General features: G+C 57.3%; 16 protein-coding genes. 13 read left to right on the top strand and 3 right to left on the bottom strand.

Annotation, left to right across the window (positions count from 1 at the left end; all coding sequences use genetic code 11):
* Positions 1–34 precede the first annotated feature (34 nt).
* The 7 genes from ydcS to M495_RS18360 all read left to right on the top strand — a co-directional run bounded on the left by ydcS (position 35) and on the right by M495_RS18360 (position 8,792).
* A complete protein-coding gene (gene ydcS, locus M495_RS18390; protein WP_020828181.1) occupies positions 35–1,189 on the top strand; it encodes a putative ABC transporter substrate-binding protein YdcS in 1,155 nt (384 codons plus the stop codon).
* A gap of 54 nt (positions 1,190–1,243) precedes the next feature.
* On the top strand, positions 1,244–2,272 hold the full coding sequence (locus M495_RS18385; protein WP_020828180.1) for an ABC transporter ATP-binding protein: 1,029 nt from the start codon (positions 1,244–1,246) through the stop codon (positions 2,270–2,272).
* Position 2,273: 1 nt separating this feature from the next.
* Complete coding sequence (locus M495_RS18380; RefSeq protein ID WP_020828179.1) at positions 2,274–3,218, top strand: ABC transporter permease; 945 nt, start codon at positions 2,274–2,276, stop codon at positions 3,216–3,218.
* A complete protein-coding gene (locus M495_RS18375) occupies positions 3,208–4,014 on the top strand; it encodes an ABC transporter permease (RefSeq protein ID WP_020828178.1) in 807 nt (268 codons plus the stop codon). The genes M495_RS18380 and M495_RS18375 overlap by 11 nt, the downstream gene beginning before the upstream one ends.
* A 172-nt stretch (positions 4,015–4,186) precedes the next feature.
* Complete coding sequence (patD, locus tag M495_RS18370; RefSeq protein WP_020828177.1) at positions 4,187–5,611, top strand: aminobutyraldehyde dehydrogenase; 1,425 nt, start codon at positions 4,187–4,189, stop codon at positions 5,609–5,611.
* 86 nt (positions 5,612–5,697) lie between these two features.
* Positions 5,698–7,608 carry an NAD(P)-binding protein gene (locus M495_RS18365; RefSeq protein WP_020828176.1) on the top strand — a complete coding sequence of 637 codons (1,911 nt, stop codon included), beginning with the start codon at positions 5,698–5,700 and terminating at the stop codon, positions 7,606–7,608.
* Entirely contained in the window at positions 7,605–8,792 is a 1,188-nt protein-coding gene (locus M495_RS18360) for a cytochrome c (RefSeq protein ID WP_041414839.1), read from the top strand. Before M495_RS18365 ends, M495_RS18360 begins: the two co-directional genes overlap by 4 nt.
* Positions 8,793–8,955: 163 nt before the next feature.
* Here the strand turns inward: M495_RS18360 and hmpA are convergent, their stop codons facing one another.
* Complete coding sequence (gene hmpA / locus M495_RS18355) at positions 8,956–10,146, bottom strand: NO-inducible flavohemoprotein (RefSeq protein WP_020828174.1); 1,191 nt, start codon at positions 10,144–10,146, stop codon at positions 8,956–8,958.
* Positions 10,147–10,519: 373 nt separating this feature from the next.
* On the opposite strand from hmpA, the gene glyA reads away from it, so the two are divergent.
* Both glyA and M495_RS18345 read left to right on the top strand, forming a co-directional pair.
* Positions 10,520–11,773, top strand: a complete 1,254-nt coding sequence (gene glyA, locus M495_RS18350; protein ID WP_020828173.1) for a serine hydroxymethyltransferase — start codon at positions 10,520–10,522, stop codon at positions 11,771–11,773.
* A 155-nt stretch (positions 11,774–11,928) separates the two neighbouring features.
* Complete coding sequence (locus M495_RS18345; protein ID WP_020828172.1) at positions 11,929–13,080, top strand: 3-phenylpropionate MFS transporter; 1,152 nt, start codon at positions 11,929–11,931, stop codon at positions 13,078–13,080.
* On the opposite strand, the gene csiE is transcribed toward M495_RS18345, so the two are convergent.
* The gene (gene csiE / locus M495_RS18340; protein WP_020828171.1) at positions 13,077–14,342 is read right to left on the bottom strand and encodes a stationary phase inducible protein CsiE; all 1,266 of its coding nucleotides are present in this window, start codon (positions 14,340–14,342) and stop codon (positions 13,077–13,079) included. The genes M495_RS18345 and csiE overlap by 4 nt on opposite strands.
* Before the next feature lie 144 nt (positions 14,343–14,486).
* Here csiE and M495_RS18335 point away from each other — a divergent pair, with 144 nt between their 5' ends.
* Together M495_RS18335 and M495_RS18330 are read left to right on the top strand one after the other, a co-directional pair.
* Positions 14,487–15,155 carry a DUF1007 family protein gene (locus M495_RS18335; RefSeq protein WP_020828170.1) on the top strand — a complete coding sequence of 223 codons (669 nt, stop codon included), beginning with the start codon at positions 14,487–14,489 and terminating at the stop codon, positions 15,153–15,155.
* Entirely contained in the window at positions 15,146–16,168 is a 1,023-nt protein-coding gene (locus M495_RS18330) for a nickel/cobalt transporter (RefSeq protein WP_020828169.1), read from the top strand. The genes M495_RS18335 and M495_RS18330 overlap by 10 nt, the downstream gene beginning before the upstream one ends.
* Before the next feature lie 175 nt (positions 16,169–16,343).
* Here the strand turns inward: M495_RS18330 and suhB are convergent, their stop codons facing one another.
* A complete protein-coding gene (gene suhB, locus M495_RS18325; RefSeq protein ID WP_020828168.1) occupies positions 16,344–17,147 on the bottom strand; it encodes an inositol-1-monophosphatase in 804 nt (267 codons plus the stop codon).
* Positions 17,148–17,266: 119 nt separating this feature from the next.
* Between suhB and trmJ the strand changes: the two genes are divergently transcribed.
* Together trmJ and iscR are read left to right on the top strand one after the other, a co-directional pair.
* Positions 17,267–18,001, top strand: coding sequence for a tRNA (cytosine(32)/uridine(32)-2'-O)-methyltransferase TrmJ (trmJ, locus tag M495_RS18320; RefSeq protein WP_020828167.1), 735 nt, complete (start codon positions 17,267–17,269; stop codon positions 17,999–18,001).
* Positions 18,002–18,196: 195 nt separating this feature from the next.
* On the top strand, positions 18,197–18,691 hold the full coding sequence (gene iscR / locus M495_RS18315; protein ID WP_020828166.1) for a Fe-S cluster assembly transcriptional regulator IscR: 495 nt from the start codon (positions 18,197–18,199) through the stop codon (positions 18,689–18,691).
* The last annotated feature ends 19 nt before the right edge of the window (positions 18,692–18,710 follow it).

Raw genomic sequence — 18,710 nt, 5'->3', positions numbered from 1 at the left:
CCGCACACAGATAGGCCACACAGGGGTAATTACGATGGGAAAAACTACCGCAGTCACCACCACAGTTTCCGCGCTCTGTTTCACCGTACTTTGCGGTTTGGCCCAGGCGGCCGATCTGCCGCAGGCGCTCGGCAAGGGCGAAGGGCGACTGGATATCATTGCCTGGCCCGGTTACATCGAACGCGGTCAGTCCGATAAAAACTACGACTGGGTCAGCCAGTTTGAAAAGCAAACCAGCTGCGCGGTGAATGTGAAAACCGCCGCCACTTCCGACGAAATGGTCAGCCTGATGGCCAAAGGAGGCTACGACCTGGTCACCGCTTCCGGCGACGCTTCGCTGCGGCTGATTTTCGGCAAGCGGGTGCAGCCGATCAATACCGCGTTGATCCCTAACTGGAAAAACATCGACCCGCGCCTGTTAAACGGTGCCTGGTACACCCTGGACGGCAAAACTTACGGCACGCCCTATCAGTGGGGCCCGAACCTGCTGATGTATAACACCAAAACTTTCCCGACACCGCCGGACAGTTGGGCAGTAGTGTTCCAGCAGCAGAACCTGCCGGATGGCAAAACCAACCAGGGCCGGGTTCAGGCCTACGATGGGCCAATCTATATCGCCGATGCGGCGTTGTTCCTGAAGGCCACGCAACCGCAGCTTGGCATCAGCGATCCGTATCAGCTTAACGAAGAGCAGTATCAGGCGGCGTTGAAGCTGTTGCGTACCCAGCATGCACTGATCCACCGCTACTGGCATGACACCTCGGTACAAATGAGCGATTTCAAAAACGAAGGCGTGGTCGCCTCCAGCGCCTGGCCGTATCAGGCCAATGCCCTGAAAGGGGAAGGCCAGCCGATCGGTACGGTATTCCCGAAAGAGGGGGTGACCGGTTGGGCCGACACTACCATGCTGCACGCCGATGCCAAACACCCGAACTGCGCCTATCTGTGGATGAACTGGTCGCTGGAACCGAAAGTGCAGGGCGACGTTGCCGCCTGGTTCGGTTCTGTTCCGGCGTCACCGGCGGGTTGCAAGGCCAGCACGCTGCTGGGTGATAAAGGTTGCGAGACCAACGGTTTCAACCAGTTCGACAAGATTGCCTTCTGGAAAACGCCACAGGCGCAGGGCGGAAAATTCGTGCCCTACAGCCGCTGGACTCAGGATTACATCGCCATCATGGGCGGTCGGTAACCCGTGCGGGCGTAGTTCGCTACGCCCGATTAACGTCAATCAGGAGCGCAGATCATGACCATTGCCGTGCAATTTATCGATGTTTCGCGAAGCTTCGGCGAGGTTCGCGCCGTGGACCGGGTTTCAATCGAGATACAAGACGGGGAATTCTTCTCCATGCTCGGGCCTTCCGGCTCGGGGAAAACCACCTGCCTGCGGTTGATCGCCGGTTTCGAACAGCTCACTGCCGGCTCGATTCGTATTCACGGGCAGGAGGCCGCCAATTTGCCGCCGTATCAGCGCGACGTGAATACCGTCTTCCAGGATTACGCGCTGTTCCCACATATGTCGGTGCTGGAAAACGTCGCTTACGGGCTGATGGTTAAAGGCGTCGCCAAGCGAGAACGCCTGGCCCGTGCGCAGGAAGCGCTGGACAGCGTGGCGTTGGGGTTTGTAGCCGAGCGCAAACCGGCGCACCTTTCCGGCGGCCAGCGGCAGCGTGTCGCACTGGCTCGCGCACTGGTCAATCGGCCGCGGGTGCTGCTGTTGGATGAACCGCTCGGCGCGCTGGATCTCAAGCTGCGCGAGCAGATGCAGGGGGAGTTGAAAAAGTTGCAGCGCCAGCTCGGCATCACCTTTATTTTCGTCACCCACGATCAGAGCGAAGCGTTGTCGATGTCCGACCGGGTGGCGGTGTTCAACAATGGCCGTATTGAACAGGTGGACGCGCCGCGCGAACTCTACATGCGACCGAAGACGCCGTTTGTCGCCGAGTTTGTCGGCACCTCTAACGTGGTGCGCAGCGATTTGGCGCAGCGGCTGTTGGGCCAGGCCGCCACCTTCTCGATCCGTCCCGAGCATATTCGGCTCGCGGATCAGGCCGGCGCAGCGCAGGGGGAAATTCAGGTGCAGGGTACGCTGCAGGAGATCCATTACCAGGGGGCGGCGACGCGCTACGAAATTGCGTTGAACAGCGGTGAAAAACTGCTGGTCAGCCAGGCGAATCCTCAGTGGCTCGCCGACGGGCAGCCGCATCTGATCGGCCAACCGGTCACCGCCTGCTGGTCACGTGAGGCGATGGTGCCATTGCTGGAGGCGAGGTGAAATGGAGATGAGCATCGATTATCCCGCGCCGCGCCGCGGAACCTTGCGCACCCTGTCGACCTACCTTTATCGCCGGCCGACGCTGTACCTGCTGCTGTTACTGGTGCCGCCGCTGCTGTGGTTTGGCGCGGTCTACCTCGGCTCACTGCTGACGCTGCTGTGGCAGGGGTTTTACACCTTCGACGACTTCACCATGACGGTGACGCCGGATCTGACCTTCGATAACCTGCGGGCGCTGTTCAACCCGGCCAATTACGACATCATTCTGCGCACGCTGACGATGGCGGTACTGGTGTCCCTGGCCAGCGCGGTGCTGGCGTTTCCCATTGCCTATTACATGGCGCGCTACACCAGCGGCCGCACCAAGGCGTTTTTCTACATCGCGGTGATGATGCCGATGTGGGCCAGCTATATCGTCAAGGCCTACGCCTGGACGCTGCTGTTGGCGAAGGATGGCGTAGCGCAATGGTTCCTGCAGCATCTCGGGCTGGAGCCGTTGCTGGCGGCGATCCTGACCGTACCGGGTGTCGGCGGTAACACGCTATCCACCTCCGGGTTAGGCCGTTTTCTGGTGTTTGTTTATATCTGGCTGCCGTTCATGATCCTGCCGATCCAGGCGGCACTGGAACGCCTGCCTCCTTCGCTGTTGCATGCCTCGGCGGATCTGGGCGCACGCCCTGCGCAGACCTTTCGTTACGTGATCCTGCCGTTGGCGGTGCCGGGGATCGCCGCCGGGTCAATCTTTACCTTTTCGCTGACCCTGGGGGACTTTATCGTGCCGCAACTGGTGGGGCCGCCGGGCTACTTTATCGGCAGCATGGTGTACGCCCAGCAAGGGGCGATCGGCAATATGCCGATGGCTGCGGCCTTTACTCTGGTGCCGATCGTGCTGATCGCGATTTATCTTTCCATTGTGAAACGTCTGGGGGCTTTCGATGCACTCTGAACGCGCGCCGTTAGGGCTAAAACTGGCCGCCTGGGGCGGACTGATTTTCCTGCATTTCCCGTTGGCGATTATCGCCATCTACGCCTTCAACACCGAGGATGCGGCTTTCAGCTTCCCGCCGAAGGGGTTTACGCTGCATTGGTTCAGCGTTGCCGCCGGGCGCCAGGACATTATCGATGCGATGCTGCTGTCCGCGCAGATTGCCGCGCTGGCCACCGTTGTGGCGCTGGTGCTGGGCACGCTGGCGGCAGCGGCTCTCTACCGGCGTGACTTCTTCGGCAAAGACAGCATTTCGTTGCTGCTGCTGTTGCCGATCGCGCTGCCGGGCATTGTCACCGGTCTGGCACTGCTGGCGGCGTTTAAGGCGCTGAATATCGAACCGGGGGTGCTGACCATCGTCATTGGCCATGCCACCTTCTGCGTGGTGATCGTGTTCAACAACGTGATTGCCCGTTTCCGCCGAACCTCCTACAGCCTGATCGAGGCCTCTATGGATCTCGGTGCCGACGGCTGGCAAACCTTCCGCTACGTGATATTGCCCAACCTTGGCTCGGCGCTGCTGGCCGGTGGCATGCTGGCGTTCGCGTTGTCGTTTGATGAAATCATTGTCACCACTTTCACCGCCGGCCATGAGCGCACGCTGCCGCTGTGGTTGCTGAACCAGCTCGGTCGCCCACGTGACGTGCCGATCACCAACGTGGTGGCGCTGTCGGTGATGCTGCTGACCATGATCCCGATTTTGGGGGCCTATTACCTGACCAAAGGTGGCGAAAGCGTCGCCGGCAGCGGCAAATAGCTTTCCCCTTCGTCTTTCAAGCTGCAGCGTTGTTGGCTGCGAGCGTAAACCCCAGTCACTTATTTTGTATAAGCTCCGGGGGATTTACGCTCTTGCCGCCTAGCTGCAACTTGAAATCCATTGGGGAAAGGGATCATGTCGCTAAAAATAAATAACTGAGGGGTTCGTCTATATGCAAAGCCAATTGTTGATTAACGGCCAACTGGTTGCCGGCCAGGGGGCGTTGTTGCCGGTGTATAACCCGGCGACCGGAGAGGTGGTGGTGCAGGTGGCTGAAGCCAGTGCGGAGCAGGTCGATCAGGCGGTGTTGGCAGCCGACGCCGCGTTTGGCGAATGGGGCCAGACCACACCGAAAGAGCGTGCCGAGCACCTGCTGAAGCTGGCGGACCTGATCGACCACCATGCGGAAACCTTTGCCCGTCTGGAGTCGCTTAACTGCGGCAAACCTTACCACTGCGTATTGAACGATGAGTTGCCGGCGGTGGCGGATGTGTTCCGCTTCTTCGCCGGTGCCAGCCGTTGCCTGAGTGGGCTGGCGGCCGGTGAATACCTGGCCGGGCACACGTCGATGATCCGCCGCGATGCGTTGGGGGTGGTCGCTTCAATCGCTCCCTGGAACTACCCGCTGATGATGGCGGCGTGGAAGCTGGCTCCGGCATTGGCGGCAGGTAACTGCGTGGTGCTCAAGCCTTCGGAACAAACCCCGCTGACCACCTTCAAGCTGGCGGAGCTGGCCGCCGATGTGTTCCCTGCGGGCGTATTCAACGTGCTGTTTGGCCGCGGTGCCAGCGTCGGTGACCGACTGACCGGCCATGACAAGGTGCGCATGGTGTCGCTGACCGGCTCAATCGCTACCGGCGAACACATCATTGCCCATACCGCGCCCGGCATTAAACGTACCCATATGGAACTGGGCGGCAAGGCGCCGGTACTGGTGTTCGACGACGCCGATCTGCAACAGGTGGTGGACGGCATTCGCAGCTTTGGTTTCTACAACGCTGGCCAGGATTGCACCGCCGCCTGCCGGATTTACGCCCAGAAAGGCATTTACCCGCAGTTGGTAAAGGCCTTGGGTGAGGCTATTGGCAGCCTGAAGATAGGCCCGCCGGAAGATCCAGACAGCGAGCTGGGCCCGTTGATCACCGCTCAGCATCTGGAGCGGGTGGTGGGTTTTGTGGAGCGAGCCAAGGCGCTGCCGCACGTGCAGGTGGTAACCGGCGGTGAGCGAGTCAACGGCCAAGGCTACTATTTCCAGCCAACGCTGCTGGCCGGTGCGCGTCAGGAAGATGAGATTGTGCAGCGTGAAGTGTTCGGGCCGGTGGTAACCGTCACGGAGTTCGAAGATGAGGCGCAGGTATTGGCCTGGGCCAACGAGTCACAGTATGGCCTGGCGTCGTCGTTGTGGACCCGGGATGTTGGTCGGGCACACCGTCTAAGCGCTCGTCTGCAGTATGGCTGCACCTGGGTGAATACCCATTTCATGCTGGTGAGCGAGATGCCGCACGGTGGCCAGAAGCTGTCCGGCTACGGCAAGGATATGTCGATGTATGGCCTGGAAGACTACACTGCGATACGTCATGTGATGTTCAAACATTGATTTTATTGTATTTATCCGCAAAATAACGCGGCCTTCAGACCGGCCCCGCCGGTCTGATGATAATAAAAACTGAAAGGAAGCCAATTATGGGCATCACCAGACGCGATTTTCTTAATGGGGTGGCGATCACCATCGCTGCCGGGCTGACGCCGATGCAGATCCTGCGGGCATCGCCGCAAACCGCCAATCAAACCCTCTACTATCCGCCGACGCTGACCGGACTGCGGGGCAATCACCCCGGTTCCTTTGAACATGCGCACCAATTGGGGCGTGACGGTCGGGCCTTCGATTTTGCCGCCGTACCGGCGACGGAAGAGTTTGATCTGGTGGTGGTCGGTGCCGGGATCAGCGGGCTGGCCGCGGCCTGTTTCTGGCAGCAAATGAAGGGGACGCAGCAGCGTATTTTGCTGATCGACAACCATGATGATTTTGGTGGCCATGCCAAACGCAATGAATTCAGCAGTGAGAACGGGACCATCCTCGGCTATGGCGGCAGCGAGTCGCTGCAGTCGCCGCGTTCCAACTTTAGCCCGGTAGCGATGGGGCTGCTGAAAAAACTGGGTGTCAGCATCGACAACCTGGAAAAGGCTTTCGACACCACTTTTTACCCCAATCTGAACCTGAGCCGCGGTGTCTATTTCGACCGTAAGAACTTTGGCGTCGACAAAGTGGTGAGCGGCGATCCCGGGCGTATGGTGGCGGACGATATTCCGCATGACCGACTCAACGGCCGTTCCTATGAAGCTTTTATCGGCGATTTCCCGCTGCCGGAAAGCGACCGTCAGGCGCTGATTGCACTGCATACGGTGAACAAGGACTACCTGCCGGAAATGAGCCAGGAGCAGAAAAGCGAATGGCTCGACAAGCACAGCTATACCGAATTCCTGCGTGAAAAGGTGGGGCTGAGCGAAATGGCTATCCGCTATTTCCAGCAAACTACCAGTGATTTCCAGGCGGTGGGCATTGACGCCACTTCATGCAGCGACGCCCGTATTTGTGACCTGCCGGGCCTGAACGGTATGAACCTGCCGCCGCTGGACGAAGAGTCGCAGGCGGATCTCGACGATCCTTACGTGTTCCACTTCCCGGACGGCAACGCTACCCTGACGCGTCTGATGGTACGCCATCTGATCCCGGCGGTTTCACCGGGCGGCAAAGACATGAATGACATCGTTCTCGCCAGGTTCGATTACAGCCAGCTAGACCGGGCCGATTCGCCGGTAAAACTGCGATTGAACAGCACCGGATTGCACGCGGCTAACGTCGGTGACAAGGTCGAAGTGACCTATATGACCGGCGAGAAAATGACCAAGGTGCGCGCCGGGCAGGTGGTGATGGCCGGGTACAACATGATGATCCCGTACCTGGTACCGGAAATGTCGGCCGAACAGCAAGAGGCGCTGAAGCAGAACGTGAAGTCACCGCTGGTGTACAGCAAAGTGGTGATCCGCAACTGGCAGCCGTTTATCAAACTGGGCGTACATGAAGTTTACTCCCCAACCGCCCCTTATTGCCGCGTGAAGCTGGATTATCCAGTGAGTATGGGCGGCTATCAGCACCCGCGCGATCCCAACCAGCCCATTGGCCTGCATATGGTATACGTGCCGACGTTGGCGGGCAGCGGACTCAGCCCGCGCGAACAGTCACGTAAAGGCCGTGCCCTGCTGTTGGGCACACCGTTTGAAGTGCATGAGCAGATGATCCGCGAACAATTGCAGGGCATGCTGGGGTCGGCCGGGTTCGATCACCAGCGTGATATTGAAGCCATTACCGTCAACCGCTGGTCGCACGGTTACTCCTATTTCCTCAACGGCTTGTTTGACGACGAGGACGAAGCGAAGAAAATCATTGAGACGGCGCGCCAGCCGATCGGCAAAATCGTGATTGCCAACTCGGATTCAGACTGGAGCCCGTACGCCAACTCGGCGATCGACCAGGCATGGCGTGCGGTCAATGAGCTGGCCTATGGCAAGGTTGCCGCGAAGGAGGGAGCATGAGAATGCGTTCACTGTATTTGCTGACCTTACTGGCGGCGGGCGGTTCGGCCCAGGCGATGTCGGCCGGGGAATACGTGGCCAAGGCCGGTGACTGTACCGCCTGCCATACCTCGTCAGGCGGCGCATTGTTTGCCGGCGGCATGAAGTTCCCGACGCCGCTGGGCAATATCTACGCCACCAATATCACGCCGGACAAACAGCAGGGCATCGGCGCTTATTCTTTTGATGAGTTTGACCGCGCCATGCGTCAGGGGATCGCTAAAGACGGCCACCGGCTTTATCCGGCGATGCCGTATACCTCTTACGCCAAAATGAATGCGGAAGATATGCGCGCGCTGTATGACTACCTGATGAACGAAGTGCCGGCGCAGAATACCGCCAACCGCGCCAGTGACATCAGTTGGCCGTTGTCGATGCGCTGGCCGCTGGCGGTATGGAATCAGCTGTTCCATGACGATACGCCTTACCAGCCTGACCACGACCAGAGCGCAGAGTGGAATCGCGGCGCCTATTTGGTTCAGGGGGCGGGGCACTGCGGCAGTTGCCATACGCCGCGTGGCTGGGCGATGCAGGAAAAAGGTCTGGACAGCAAAGAGCCGGCCTTCCTGAGCGGCGCTGAGCTGGACGATTGGTACGCTTCCGGGTTACGCGGAATGAAGCAGGACGAAGTGGTTGCCCTGTTGAAAACCGGGCGCAGCCAACATGCCGCGGTTTCCGGGCCGATGAGCGAAGTGGTGAGCCACAGTACGCAGTATCTTACCGACGGCGATCTGAACGCTATTGCCACCTATTTGCACAGCCTGGCGGCGGAACAACCCGCGGCGCAGAAAGTGACGCCGCTGGCCGCCGACCATCAGCAGGCGGGGCAGCGCAGCTATGCGATGTACTGTTCAACCTGTCATGGCAATAAGGGCGAGGGCAGCGACAACACCATTCCTGCGCTGGCGGGCAACACGACGGTGACGGCGGAAAATCCGATCACTGCGCTACGCGTGGTGCTGGAAGGTGCACACACGCCAATCACCCAGCACGCCACCGCGATCGCCATGCCGGGCTACGCCTGGACGTTGAACGACCAGCAGGCAGCCGATCTGATGAGCTATCTAAGAGGCAGTTGGGGGAATCAGGCGGCACCGGTGACGGCACAGCAGGTGCAGGAGACACGCAAGCTGGCGGAGAAATAATCATACCCGTCATACTTGAAGCTGCCTCTTTGTTGGCTGCCTGCGCTTACCCCAGTCACGTACTTATTGTACATTTCTGGGGATGCGCTTAGTTGCCGCCGCGATGCAACGCCAATTATTTAGCGTATAGGGCGCGGTTGTGGATGAACTGCGCCCTTTTCAATTACATCACTTTATGTGGGCCGAAGCATTCGTAGTGGATACGATCGGCGCTGACGCCCATCTCCAGCAACTGTTTGCCCACGTGTTGCATAAACGGCACCGGTCCGCAGAAGTAGTAATGCATCTGCGGGGTGCTGAGCGTTTCGCGCAGGGCGCTGAGATCCATCAGGCCACGGCTCTGGTAGTCTCGGCCTTCCACATCATTAGCATTCGGTTGGTTGTACCACACGTGGCGGCTCAGGTTTGGCATGCGCCCGGCGATGTCCGCCACTTCATCTGCAAAGGCGTGAACGCTGCCATTTTCCGCCGCGTGCAGCCAGTGCACGTCCGCCTGATGCTGGTTATCGTGCAGGGTATTGAGCATGCCGAGCATAGGCGTTTGGCCAACGCCGGCGGAGATCAACGCCACCGGAGTATCCGGCTTGGCTTCGAGGAAGAAATCCCCGTGCGGCGGAGCAAGGTAAATTACGTCGCCTTCTTTGGCCTGCTGATGCAGGAAATTCGAAACCTTACCCTGATCTTCACGCTTTACCGCAATGCGATAGTATTCGCCGTTCGGTGAGGTGGTCAGCGAGTATTGGCGAATCTCCTGATTCTCCATGCTGTCGTGCTTGATATAGACCGCCAGGTATTGCCCCGGTTTGAAGTCGATCACCCGGCCACCGTCAACCGGCGCCAGCACGAAGCTGCAAATCACCTCGCTCTGCGGTTGTTTTTTGACGATGCGGAAAGCGCGCAGATCGCGCCAGCCACCGTCGGCGCTTTCGCTGGCCTGATAAATCTGGCCTTCACGCTGGATAAATACGTCCGCCAGTACGCCATAGGCTTTGCCCCAGGCGTCCAGCACTTCCTGACCCGGGCTGAACATTTCGTCCAGGGTCGCCAGTAAATGGCCACCGACAATCTGATATTGATCCGGCTGAATATTCAGGCTGGTGTGCTTCTGGGCAATACGTTCTACCGCCGGTAGCAGCGCCGCCAGATTTTCGATATTCGCGGCATAGGCGCAGATCGCATCGAACAGCGCCTGACGCTGATCGCCATTACGCTGATTGTTCATATTGAACACGTCTTTGAGCTCGGGATTGTGCTCGAACATACGATCGTAGAAATGTGCGGTCAGCTTCGGCCCGGTAGCGGCCAGCAGGGGAATAGTAGATTTTACGGTGGCGATGGTTTGGCTATCCAGCATGGCAGCGCTCCTTGGTCGATCATTATTGGAATAATGTAATGATGTATTTTAAATACATCTTTAAGTTTAAGCGCATCCTAACGGTTTCTGTGGTGGCTGTAAATACCCCTGTTTTTGTTGCGGGGTCGGCGAGCGGCGATCCCGCTCACAGAACATGAAAAAACCGCATTCCCAGCATGAGTAAAAGTCCGTTGCCGAATGGGGAGATTTATCGGATCAAAGCCTTGCCGCGCCTAATGCCAATCGTTTGCGTAAAAACCTCTGTCAAGGCCTATCCTCGGTGGGGGGAAACAGTTTACACTGTGCCCCAGAACCCAAACGGGTAGTTATTTGGTGATTTTTTAGTTAGCCGATTTAAGTCAGGAGAAGCCGGATGTTAAAGCGTGAAATGAACATTGCTGATTACGATGCCGAACTGTGGCGTGCAATGGAGCAAGAAGTGGTGCGTCAGGAAGAGCACATTGAGCTGATTGCGTCTGAGAACTACACCAGCCCGCGCGTAATGCAGGCTCAGGGTTCCCAGCTGACCAACAAATACGCTGAAGGTTATCCGGGCAAGCGTTATTACGGCGGCTGCGAATACGTGGATATCGTTGAGCAACTGGCTATCGACCGTGCCAAAGAGCTGTTCGGTGCCGATTACGCCAACGTACAGCCGCACTCCGGCTCCCAGGCTAACTTCGCCGTTTACACCGCGCTGCTGCAGCCGGGCGATACCATTTTGGGGATGAACTTGGCGCACGGTGGCCACCTGACCCACGGTTCTCCGGTTAACCTGTCCGGCAAACTGTATAACGTGGTGCCTTACGGTATCGACGATAAAGGTCAAATCGATTACGAAGATCTGGCCAAGCAGGCGCAAACTCACAAGCCAAAAATGATCATCGGCGGCTTCTCTGCCTTCTCCGGTATCGTTGACTGGGCAAAAATGCGTGAAATCGCCGACAGCATCGGCGCTTACCTGTTCGTTGATATGGCGCACGTTGCGGGCCTGATCGCCGCCGGCGTTTATCCGAACCCGGTTCCACACGCTCACATCGTGACCACCACCACCCACAAAACCCTGGCGGGTCCGCGCGGCGGCCTGATCCTGGCGAAAGGCGGTGATGAAGATCTGTACAAGAAGCTGAACTCCGCCGTGTTCCCGGGTGGCCAGGGCGGCCCGCTGATGCACGTGATTGCCGGTAAAGCGGTAGCGCTGAAAGAAGCGATGGAGCCTGAGTTCAAGATCTACCAGCAGCAAGTGGCCGATAACGCCAAAGCGATGGTGGAAGTGTTCCTGGAGCGCGGCTACAAAGTGGTTTCCGGTGGCACCCATAACCACCTGTTCCTGTTGGATCTGGTTGACAAGAACCTGACCGGTAAAGAAGCCGACGCCGCCCTGGGCCGTGCCAACATCACCGTGAACAAAAACAGCGTACCAAACGATCCTAAGAGCCCGTTCGTCACCTCAGGTGTGCGTATCGGTACTCCGGCTGTAACGCGTCGCGGCTTCAAAGAAGCGGAAGTGCGTGAGCTGGCCGGTTGGATCTGCGACGTGTTGGACAACATCAATGATGAGGCCACCATCGAACGCACCAAGAAGAAAGTGTTGGATATTTGCGCCCGCCTGCCGGTTTACGCTTAATTCCGCTTTCTGTTTAAAAACCCGCTTCGGCGGGTTTTTTTATGCCCGTGGTAGGCAAACTGTGAACTGCCTAGCAGTCTATGGCCTCGCACCTGAATGTACATTGCTAGCCAGTGTGAGCTCTGTCAAAGTATTGCCTTCACACCGGAGGGATCATGGTACTGCAATCAACGCGTTGGCTCGCTCTCAGTTATTTCACCTACTTCTTTTCTTACGGCATTTTCTTACCCTTTTGGGGCGTTTGGTTAAAAGGCGAGGGGATACCCCCTGAAACCATCGGTATTCTGCTCGGTGCCGGGTTGGTTGCGCGTTTCCTCGGAAGTTTGCTGATTGCTCCCCGGGTTAAGGATCCCTCTCATTTGGTGACGGCTTTGCGGCTGCTGGCATTGCTGACGCTGGCTTTTGCCATCGGGTTCTGTTTCGGTAACGGCTGGGGCTGGCTGATGCTGGTGATTGCCGGTTTCAACCTGTTCTTTTCGCCGCTGGTGCCGCTGACCGACGCACTGGCTGCGACCTGGCAAAAACAGATCACCATGGATTACGGCCGGGTCAGACTGTGGGGCTCGCTGGCGTTTGTCATCGGTTCGGCGCTGACCGGACAGATGGTTTCCGTCTGGGGGCATAACGCGATCCTTTACAGCCTGATCATCAGTATTTTGGCGATGCTGTTGGGCATGATGCTGAAACCGAGCGTGATGCCACAGGGAGAAGCGCGCAGCCACAGCGAAGCCGACCGTTCATTGTGGGAGATGTTAAAAGAGGGGCCGGTCTGGCGCTTCCTGCTGTGCGTCACCTTGTTGCAGGGCGCACATGCAGGCTATTACAGCTTCGGTTCGATCTATTGGCAGGAAGCGGGGTATTCGGCTTCGACCATTGGCTACCTGTGGTCGTTGGGTGTGGTAGCGGAAGTGATCATTTTCGCTAGCAGTAATTTCCTGTTCCGTCGCTGGAATGCCCGTAACCTGCTGCTGCTTTCCGCCTGCTGTGGCGTACTGCGCTGGGGCCTGATGGCGTCCAGTACCGAACTGGGGTGGTTGCTGGTGATCCAAATTCTGCATTGCGGCACTTTCACCGTTTGCCATCTGGCGGCCATGCGTTTTATCGCCGCGCGCAAGGGGCCGGAAGTGATCCGGTTGCAGGCAGTCTACTCGGCGCTGGCGATGGGCGGCGGCATTGCGATTATGACGGTGATTGCCGGTTTCCTGTTCGAACATTTGCAGGGCGGGGTGTTCTGGGTGATGGCAGCGGTGGCTCTGCCGGCGATGTTTATTCGCCCGCCGGCGGTGGCAGTCAGCGGCAGCCGTTAAGAGGTTTCCAGCAGCGCACGGATGGCTTTGCGCTGCTGGCGTTCCAGCGGTAATTCGGTGTAAATCAGCGGTGGCTCCGACTCGGTGTGTTCTGCGGCATAAGGGGTAATCACCAGCGTGATGCCCTGCGGCGCGCCAGAGCGCAGATAATCGCGTAGCGGCAAATATTTGATGTTCAACGGCAGCAGCGTTAATTCACGGATTTGATACTCCACTTGCTCTTCCAACTGCGGGTTGTCCAGCGTCAGCAACAGCACCTGCTTTTCCTGCAGCGCATTGCCCTGCATCAGCCAGGCGCCAAAACTGATGGCGACCAAGCCCGCTTCCTCACTGGAAAAATGAATGTCGTACTCCTGCTCCAGCGGCGCCAGTGCCTCCTGAGCGGTACGCATCAGGCGTGGATACTTACGTTCGACCTCTTCCAGCAGCTGGTTATCGATGCCAATCTCAAAGCGACAGCGCTCCACCGCCGGCGCCAGATGAGCAAATAACTGGCTAATCAAATCCTCTTCACTGCTGAAGGTCATGCCGGAGATCTGTTGGAAGCGATCGACCATGTTTTTTATCGCCGCCATCAGCCGCAGATCTTCCGCTGAGTCGTTGCTGTGGTAACTGTGGTTTTTCAACATGGTGAACGTCAATACCAAAAAGTCACTTTCGTTGGCCACGGGCGGCAGGGTAAAGAGCTGATTTAACGAATGATGCAGCAAAGCGGCCGCCTGGTATTCCGGTTTCTGATGCAGCCAGTCGTGCTGAGCGGGGGTGAAAACAGGGTGTCGTTGGCGCTGGTTTTCCCAGACACAAAAGCGCAGGTAGTGCTGCAGAAACTGACGATCGCGTCGATCAAAACTGCGGTTGAGCAACGCTTCGCATTCGCCGATGCACTGCTCCAACTCTGGCGTCAGCTCTGCACCTCGTCCCAGCGCCTGCTGTAACCACTGGGAAAAGTGATGTTCGACAAACTCCGGGCTGCAGCGCAGGGCTCGTCGCAGCCAGTGGATCAGGCAGAGGCGTTGGTTGAGCGCGCTGCCTCTGATCCGGTAGCCTTCGTCGGGATTGCCGTCAATTTCCAGGTGATGGAAACGCTGGATTTCACTGGCAACCTCGGCTATATCTTGCCGGGTGATGAGGGGGGCGACGCCATTAATTTGGCTGATAGTCTCCAGTTGTACTGCGGGCACCGGCGCGTACAGCATCAATAACAGATGGCAGCGTCGCTGTTGACCGGAGAGCTCAGGCACGGGGGAAGTGTCCAGGCTCATATCACCTTCTGGCGGGTAACGATTAAATTATGAATAAGCATAGCAAAAGGCGATGCGCGGCGCGGCGACGGCACCCGGTTTTACTTCGGCTTACAACTTTCGTCACAATTATTGGCTGTAATGGCGACGGTTTAAGGTTGGTTGATGTTACTTTATAACAATAATGAGTATCGTTTGATGATGAAGTTACGATTTATTCTGGCCGGTTTTTTGACGCTTTTCAGCGCCGGTGCTGTCGCTCACCCACACAGCTTTATTGATATGAACACCACTTTCGTGGCTAAGGATCAACAGCTGGTTGGCTTGAAAATGGTTTGGGTTATGGATGAAATTACCTCGGCGGATCTGCTGTACGATGCGGAAAACGCCAAAGACGACTCGGAAGTGTGGAAGAAGTTGGCGGCGCAGGTGATGGCCAACGTGCTTGGCCAACACTATTTCACCGACATGTATCGCGACGGCAAACGAGTGAAGTACCTGAACCTGCCGACTGAATATCACCTGTCGCGTCAGGGGCATCAGGCGGTGCTGGAGTTTGTGTTGCCGCTGGCCGAGCCGCAGCCGCTGGCGGGCAAGCCGTTTGAAATCGCTACCTACGATCCCACCTACTTTGTCGATATGACCTATAAAGATAAAACGGCGCTGCATTTGCCGCCGGAAATGGCCGCCCAATGCAAGTTCAAGCTGATGACGCCAAAACCGAACTCCTCCTTGCAGGCTTATGCGTTATCCCTTGATAAGAACGATTCCCCTGGCGAAGATATGGAGCTGGGGCAACAGTTTGCGCAGAAGGTCAGCCTGCAATGTCAGTAAATCTCAGCCAGCCCGTCACGCGTAAACGGCACTGGGTCTTAAGCCTGTGGCCGCTGTTGCTGTTTGCGCTGCTGCTGGCACTGGGTGCCCGGTTGGCGTGGCACTATTGGCCGCAGTTGCTGTTGCAAAGCGTGGTGTGGCAAAAAGGTTTGCATCTGCAGATGGCCGGTCTGTTGCAGCAGGTCAAAGCGGCACCGCAGCAAGCCGGATTGGCTTTGATGCTGTTCAGCCTGAGCTATGGGGTGTTGCATGCGCTCGGCCCCGGTCACGGCAAGGTAGTGATTGCCACCTATCTGGCTACCCATCCGGCGCGGCTGAAAAGCAGTCTGAAACTGACCTTTGCTGCCTCGTTGGTGCAGGGGCTGGTGGCTATCGTCCTGGTAACGCTGATGCTGGTGGTGCTGCAACTGTCATCACGGCAGTTGCATCAGAGCAGTTTCTGGTTGGAGAAGGGCAGTTTTGTTCTGGTGATGTTGCTTGGGGTGCTGCTCACTTGGCGCGCGTTGAAGCGTTTGTATCACGCGCTGAAAACCCTGCGTCCGCAACCGGCGTTGCGAATCAACAGCCTGCAACCTCTGCCGGCGGATCACGTTCACAGCGAGCATTGTGGCTGTGGTCACCGCCATTTGCCGAGTGATACAGAGCTGCAGGCCGGCAGCGATTGGCGTACACAGACTGCCATCGTACTGGCGATGGGTATGCGGCCCTGCTCGGGGGCGATACTGGTGTTGCTGTTTTCCAAAGTGATTGGCGTTTTCGCCTGGGGAGTGGTTTCCGCATTGGCGATGGCGTTCGGCACTTCACTGACTATCTCGTTGTTGGCCTTGCTGGTGCATTACAGCCGCCGATTGGCGGTGCGACTCAGCCGCTCACGTGCGCCTGCCGCCTGGAGTGCGGTGGCCTGGGGTTCGCTGGCGCTGGCCGGCGGTTTGATTTTGCTGTTTGCCGGGTTGTTGTTATACGCCAGTGCCCAGCCGGAATTCGGCGGCGGCATTCGGCCTTTCTCCCGCTAGCAGGCATAAAAAAAGCGCTGCAGTGATTGCAGCGCTTCATTATTCAAAACAGGTTCAGGCGTGATGAGCGCAGGCAGTTTGGGTACGGCCAGCGCGGAGAACCCGGAGCGTACACGCAGTACGTGAGGAGTTCGAGCACTGCCCAAGCCTAAAATGGCCAGCGTAATAGCCTGAATTAACGCTTCAGCGCTTCGCTCAGTTCATCACGCATGGTAGAAAGCATGGCTTTCACAACGCGTGGGTTACCGGCTACCACGTTGCCGGAGCTGAAGTGGTTGTGGCCGCCAACGAAGTCGGTCACCAGGCCGCCAGATTCGCGGACCAGCAGTTCACCCGCGGCGAAATCCCATGGCTTCAGGCCAATTTCGAAGAAACCGTCCACGCGACCGGCAGCCACGTAGGCCAGATCCAGTGCGGCAGAACCGGTACGACGGAAGTCGGCACATTGGGTAAACAGCTTGCCAACCACGTTGATGTATGGTGTTGCGTGCTGCTTAACTTTGAACGGGAAGCCGGTTGCCAGGATGGTGCCATCCAGGTCTTTGGCGTTGGTGCCGCGCAGACGGTAACCGTTGAGCTGTGCGCCCTGACCGCGGGTAGCGGTGAACAGTTCGTTACGCATTGGATCGTAAACCACAGCGACTTCGGTACGGCCTTTAATGCGTACAGCGATAGAAACTGAGAAGTGTGGGAAACGTTTGATGAAGTTTGATGTGCCATCCAGTGGATCGATCACCCATTGTACGTCTTTATCTTCGCCGACCAATTCGCCGCGTTCTTCGGTAACAATAGTATGTTGCGGATAGGACTTGCGAATGACTTCGATGATCAGATGCTCTGCATCGCGATCGACGTTAGTGACAAAGTCATTGGTCCCTTTTTGACTCGCTTCTACAGCGTCTGGGGTTTCGTAGTTTTTGGCAATCAGGTTACCGGCCTTGCGCGCAGCGCGCACGGCGATCGTCAGCATCGGATGCATGGGTATCTTCCAACTAGGATGTTAAAGAACAGGAAACGGCGCGAAGTATAGCAGGTGTTCGGTAAAATGCCTACGGCTGTGTTAAGATGCTGTGATTTTCCGCTACGCTCAGAGTTTGTATGCTGCATAACATCCGCATTGTTCTGGTAGAAACCTCTCATACCGGCAACATGGGCTCGACCGCCAGAGCCATGAAAACCATGGGGCTAACCAACCTTTATCTGGTTAACCCGCTGATAAAACCCGATTCTCAGGCGATCGCCCTGGCCGCTGGCGCCAGCGACGTGATCGGCAACGCCACTATTGTTGACACTTTGGACGACGCCATTGCCGGCTGTAGCCTGGTGGTGGGTACCAGCGCGCGTTCACGCACTTTGCCGTGGCCGATGCTGGAACCCCGTGAATGCGGCGTACGCGCGGTGCACGAAGGTGAGCATGCGCCAGTGGCGTTGGTCTTCGGCCGTGAACGTGTCGGCCTGACCAATGACGAACTGCAAAAGTGTCATTATCACGTCGCCATTCCTGCCAACCCGGATTACAGCTCGCTGAATCTGGCGATGGCGGTGCAGATCCTGGCCTATGAAGTGCGCGTGGCTTACCTCGATCGTCAACAGGCGGGCGTGCCGCCGTTGGAAGAGACGCCGTATCCGCTGGTCGATGACCTCGAGCGTTTCTATCAGCATCTGGAACAAACGCTGCAAAATAGCGGCTTCATTCGTCCGTCCCATCCGGGGCAGGTGATGAGTCGTTTACGCCGTTTATTCACCCGCGCACGGCCGGAAGCTCAAGAGCTGAATATTCTGCGCGGCATGCTGACGTCGATAGAGAAACAGGACAAACAGCAAGGTCATTAATTTTGGGGCTGCGTAACGGTTAACGGTAATAGCATTAGTTATCCAAGGGTTATAACATGCATTTTATATGCATTTTGCATGGCTAAGTACAAAATGTGCTAATACTTGAGTAAATTACTAGGTTAAATAGTTGACTGATTTACTCGGGAATGTCAGACTTTCGGCCATGTTTGACCAACAGGTAACCACTTAGCTATGAGACTGACATCTAAAGGCCGTTATGCCGTAACCGCTATGCTTGACGTGGCATTGCACTCCCAGGAAGGGCCAGTCCCTCTGGCGGATATTTCTGAGCGCCAAGGTATCTCGCTCTCTTATCTGGAACAATTATTCTCCCGTCTGCGTAAAAATGGCCTGGTGGCCAGCGTACGCGGACCGGGCGGTGGTTATCTGCTGGGCAAAGACGCGGGTGAGATTGCCGTTGGTGCAGTTATCACTGCCGTCGATGAATCGGTAGATGCAACCCGTTGCCAGGGTAAAGAAGGCTGTCAGGGTGGCGATCGCTGCCTGACCCATACCCTGTGGCGCGATCTGAGTGAGCGCATCAGCGGGTTCCTGAACAACATTACGCTGGCTGAACTGGTGAACAACCAGGAAGTGCTGGTGGTGGCGGACCGTCAAAACAACGATACCCGTCGCACGGCCAACGGTCGTCCGCAAGAAACTATCAACGTTAATCTGCGCGCATAAGCAGCTGGCGATACTTTTT

Source organism: Serratia liquefaciens ATCC 27592 (assembly GCF_000422085.1).
Lineage (GTDB): Bacteria > Pseudomonadota > Gammaproteobacteria > Enterobacterales > Enterobacteriaceae > Serratia > Serratia liquefaciens.
The sequence above is the reverse complement of the archived record's forward strand: the minus strand, read 5'-3'. Positions and strand labels throughout refer to the sequence as shown.

Bases quoted from the DNA above. Each gene is read 5' to 3' on its own strand.
- ydcS (WP_020828181.1), top strand. From the start codon at position 35: ATGGGAAAAACTACCGCAGTCACCACCACAGTTTCCGCGCTCTGTTTC.
- M495_RS18385 (WP_020828180.1), top strand. From the start codon at position 1,244: ATGACCATTGCCGTGCAATTTATCGATGTTTCGCGAAGCTTCGGCGAG.
- M495_RS18380 (WP_020828179.1), top strand. From the start codon at position 2,274: ATGGAGATGAGCATCGATTATCCCGCGCCGCGCCGCGGAACCTTGCGC.
- M495_RS18375 (WP_020828178.1), top strand. From the start codon at position 3,208: ATGCACTCTGAACGCGCGCCGTTAGGGCTAAAACTGGCCGCCTGGGGC.
- patD (WP_020828177.1), top strand. From the start codon at position 4,187: ATGCAAAGCCAATTGTTGATTAACGGCCAACTGGTTGCCGGCCAGGGG.
- M495_RS18365 (WP_020828176.1), top strand. From the start codon at position 5,698: ATGGGCATCACCAGACGCGATTTTCTTAATGGGGTGGCGATCACCATC.
- M495_RS18360 (WP_041414839.1), top strand. From the start codon at position 7,605: ATGAGAATGCGTTCACTGTATTTGCTGACCTTACTGGCGGCGGGCGGT.
- hmpA (WP_020828174.1), bottom strand. From the start codon at position 10,146: ATGCTGGATAGCCAAACCATCGCCACCGTAAAATCTACTATTCCCCTG.
- glyA (WP_020828173.1), top strand. From the start codon at position 10,520: ATGTTAAAGCGTGAAATGAACATTGCTGATTACGATGCCGAACTGTGG.
- M495_RS18345 (WP_020828172.1), top strand. From the start codon at position 11,929: ATGGTACTGCAATCAACGCGTTGGCTCGCTCTCAGTTATTTCACCTAC.
- csiE (WP_020828171.1), bottom strand. From the start codon at position 14,342: ATGAGCCTGGACACTTCCCCCGTGCCTGAGCTCTCCGGTCAACAGCGA.
- M495_RS18335 (WP_020828170.1), top strand. From the start codon at position 14,487: ATGTTACTTTATAACAATAATGAGTATCGTTTGATGATGAAGTTACGA.
- M495_RS18330 (WP_020828169.1), top strand. From the start codon at position 15,146: ATGTCAGTAAATCTCAGCCAGCCCGTCACGCGTAAACGGCACTGGGTC.
- suhB (WP_020828168.1), bottom strand. From the start codon at position 17,147: ATGCATCCGATGCTGACGATCGCCGTGCGCGCTGCGCGCAAGGCCGGT.
- trmJ (WP_020828167.1), top strand. From the start codon at position 17,267: ATGCTGCATAACATCCGCATTGTTCTGGTAGAAACCTCTCATACCGGC.
- iscR (WP_020828166.1), top strand. From the start codon at position 18,197: ATGAGACTGACATCTAAAGGCCGTTATGCCGTAACCGCTATGCTTGAC.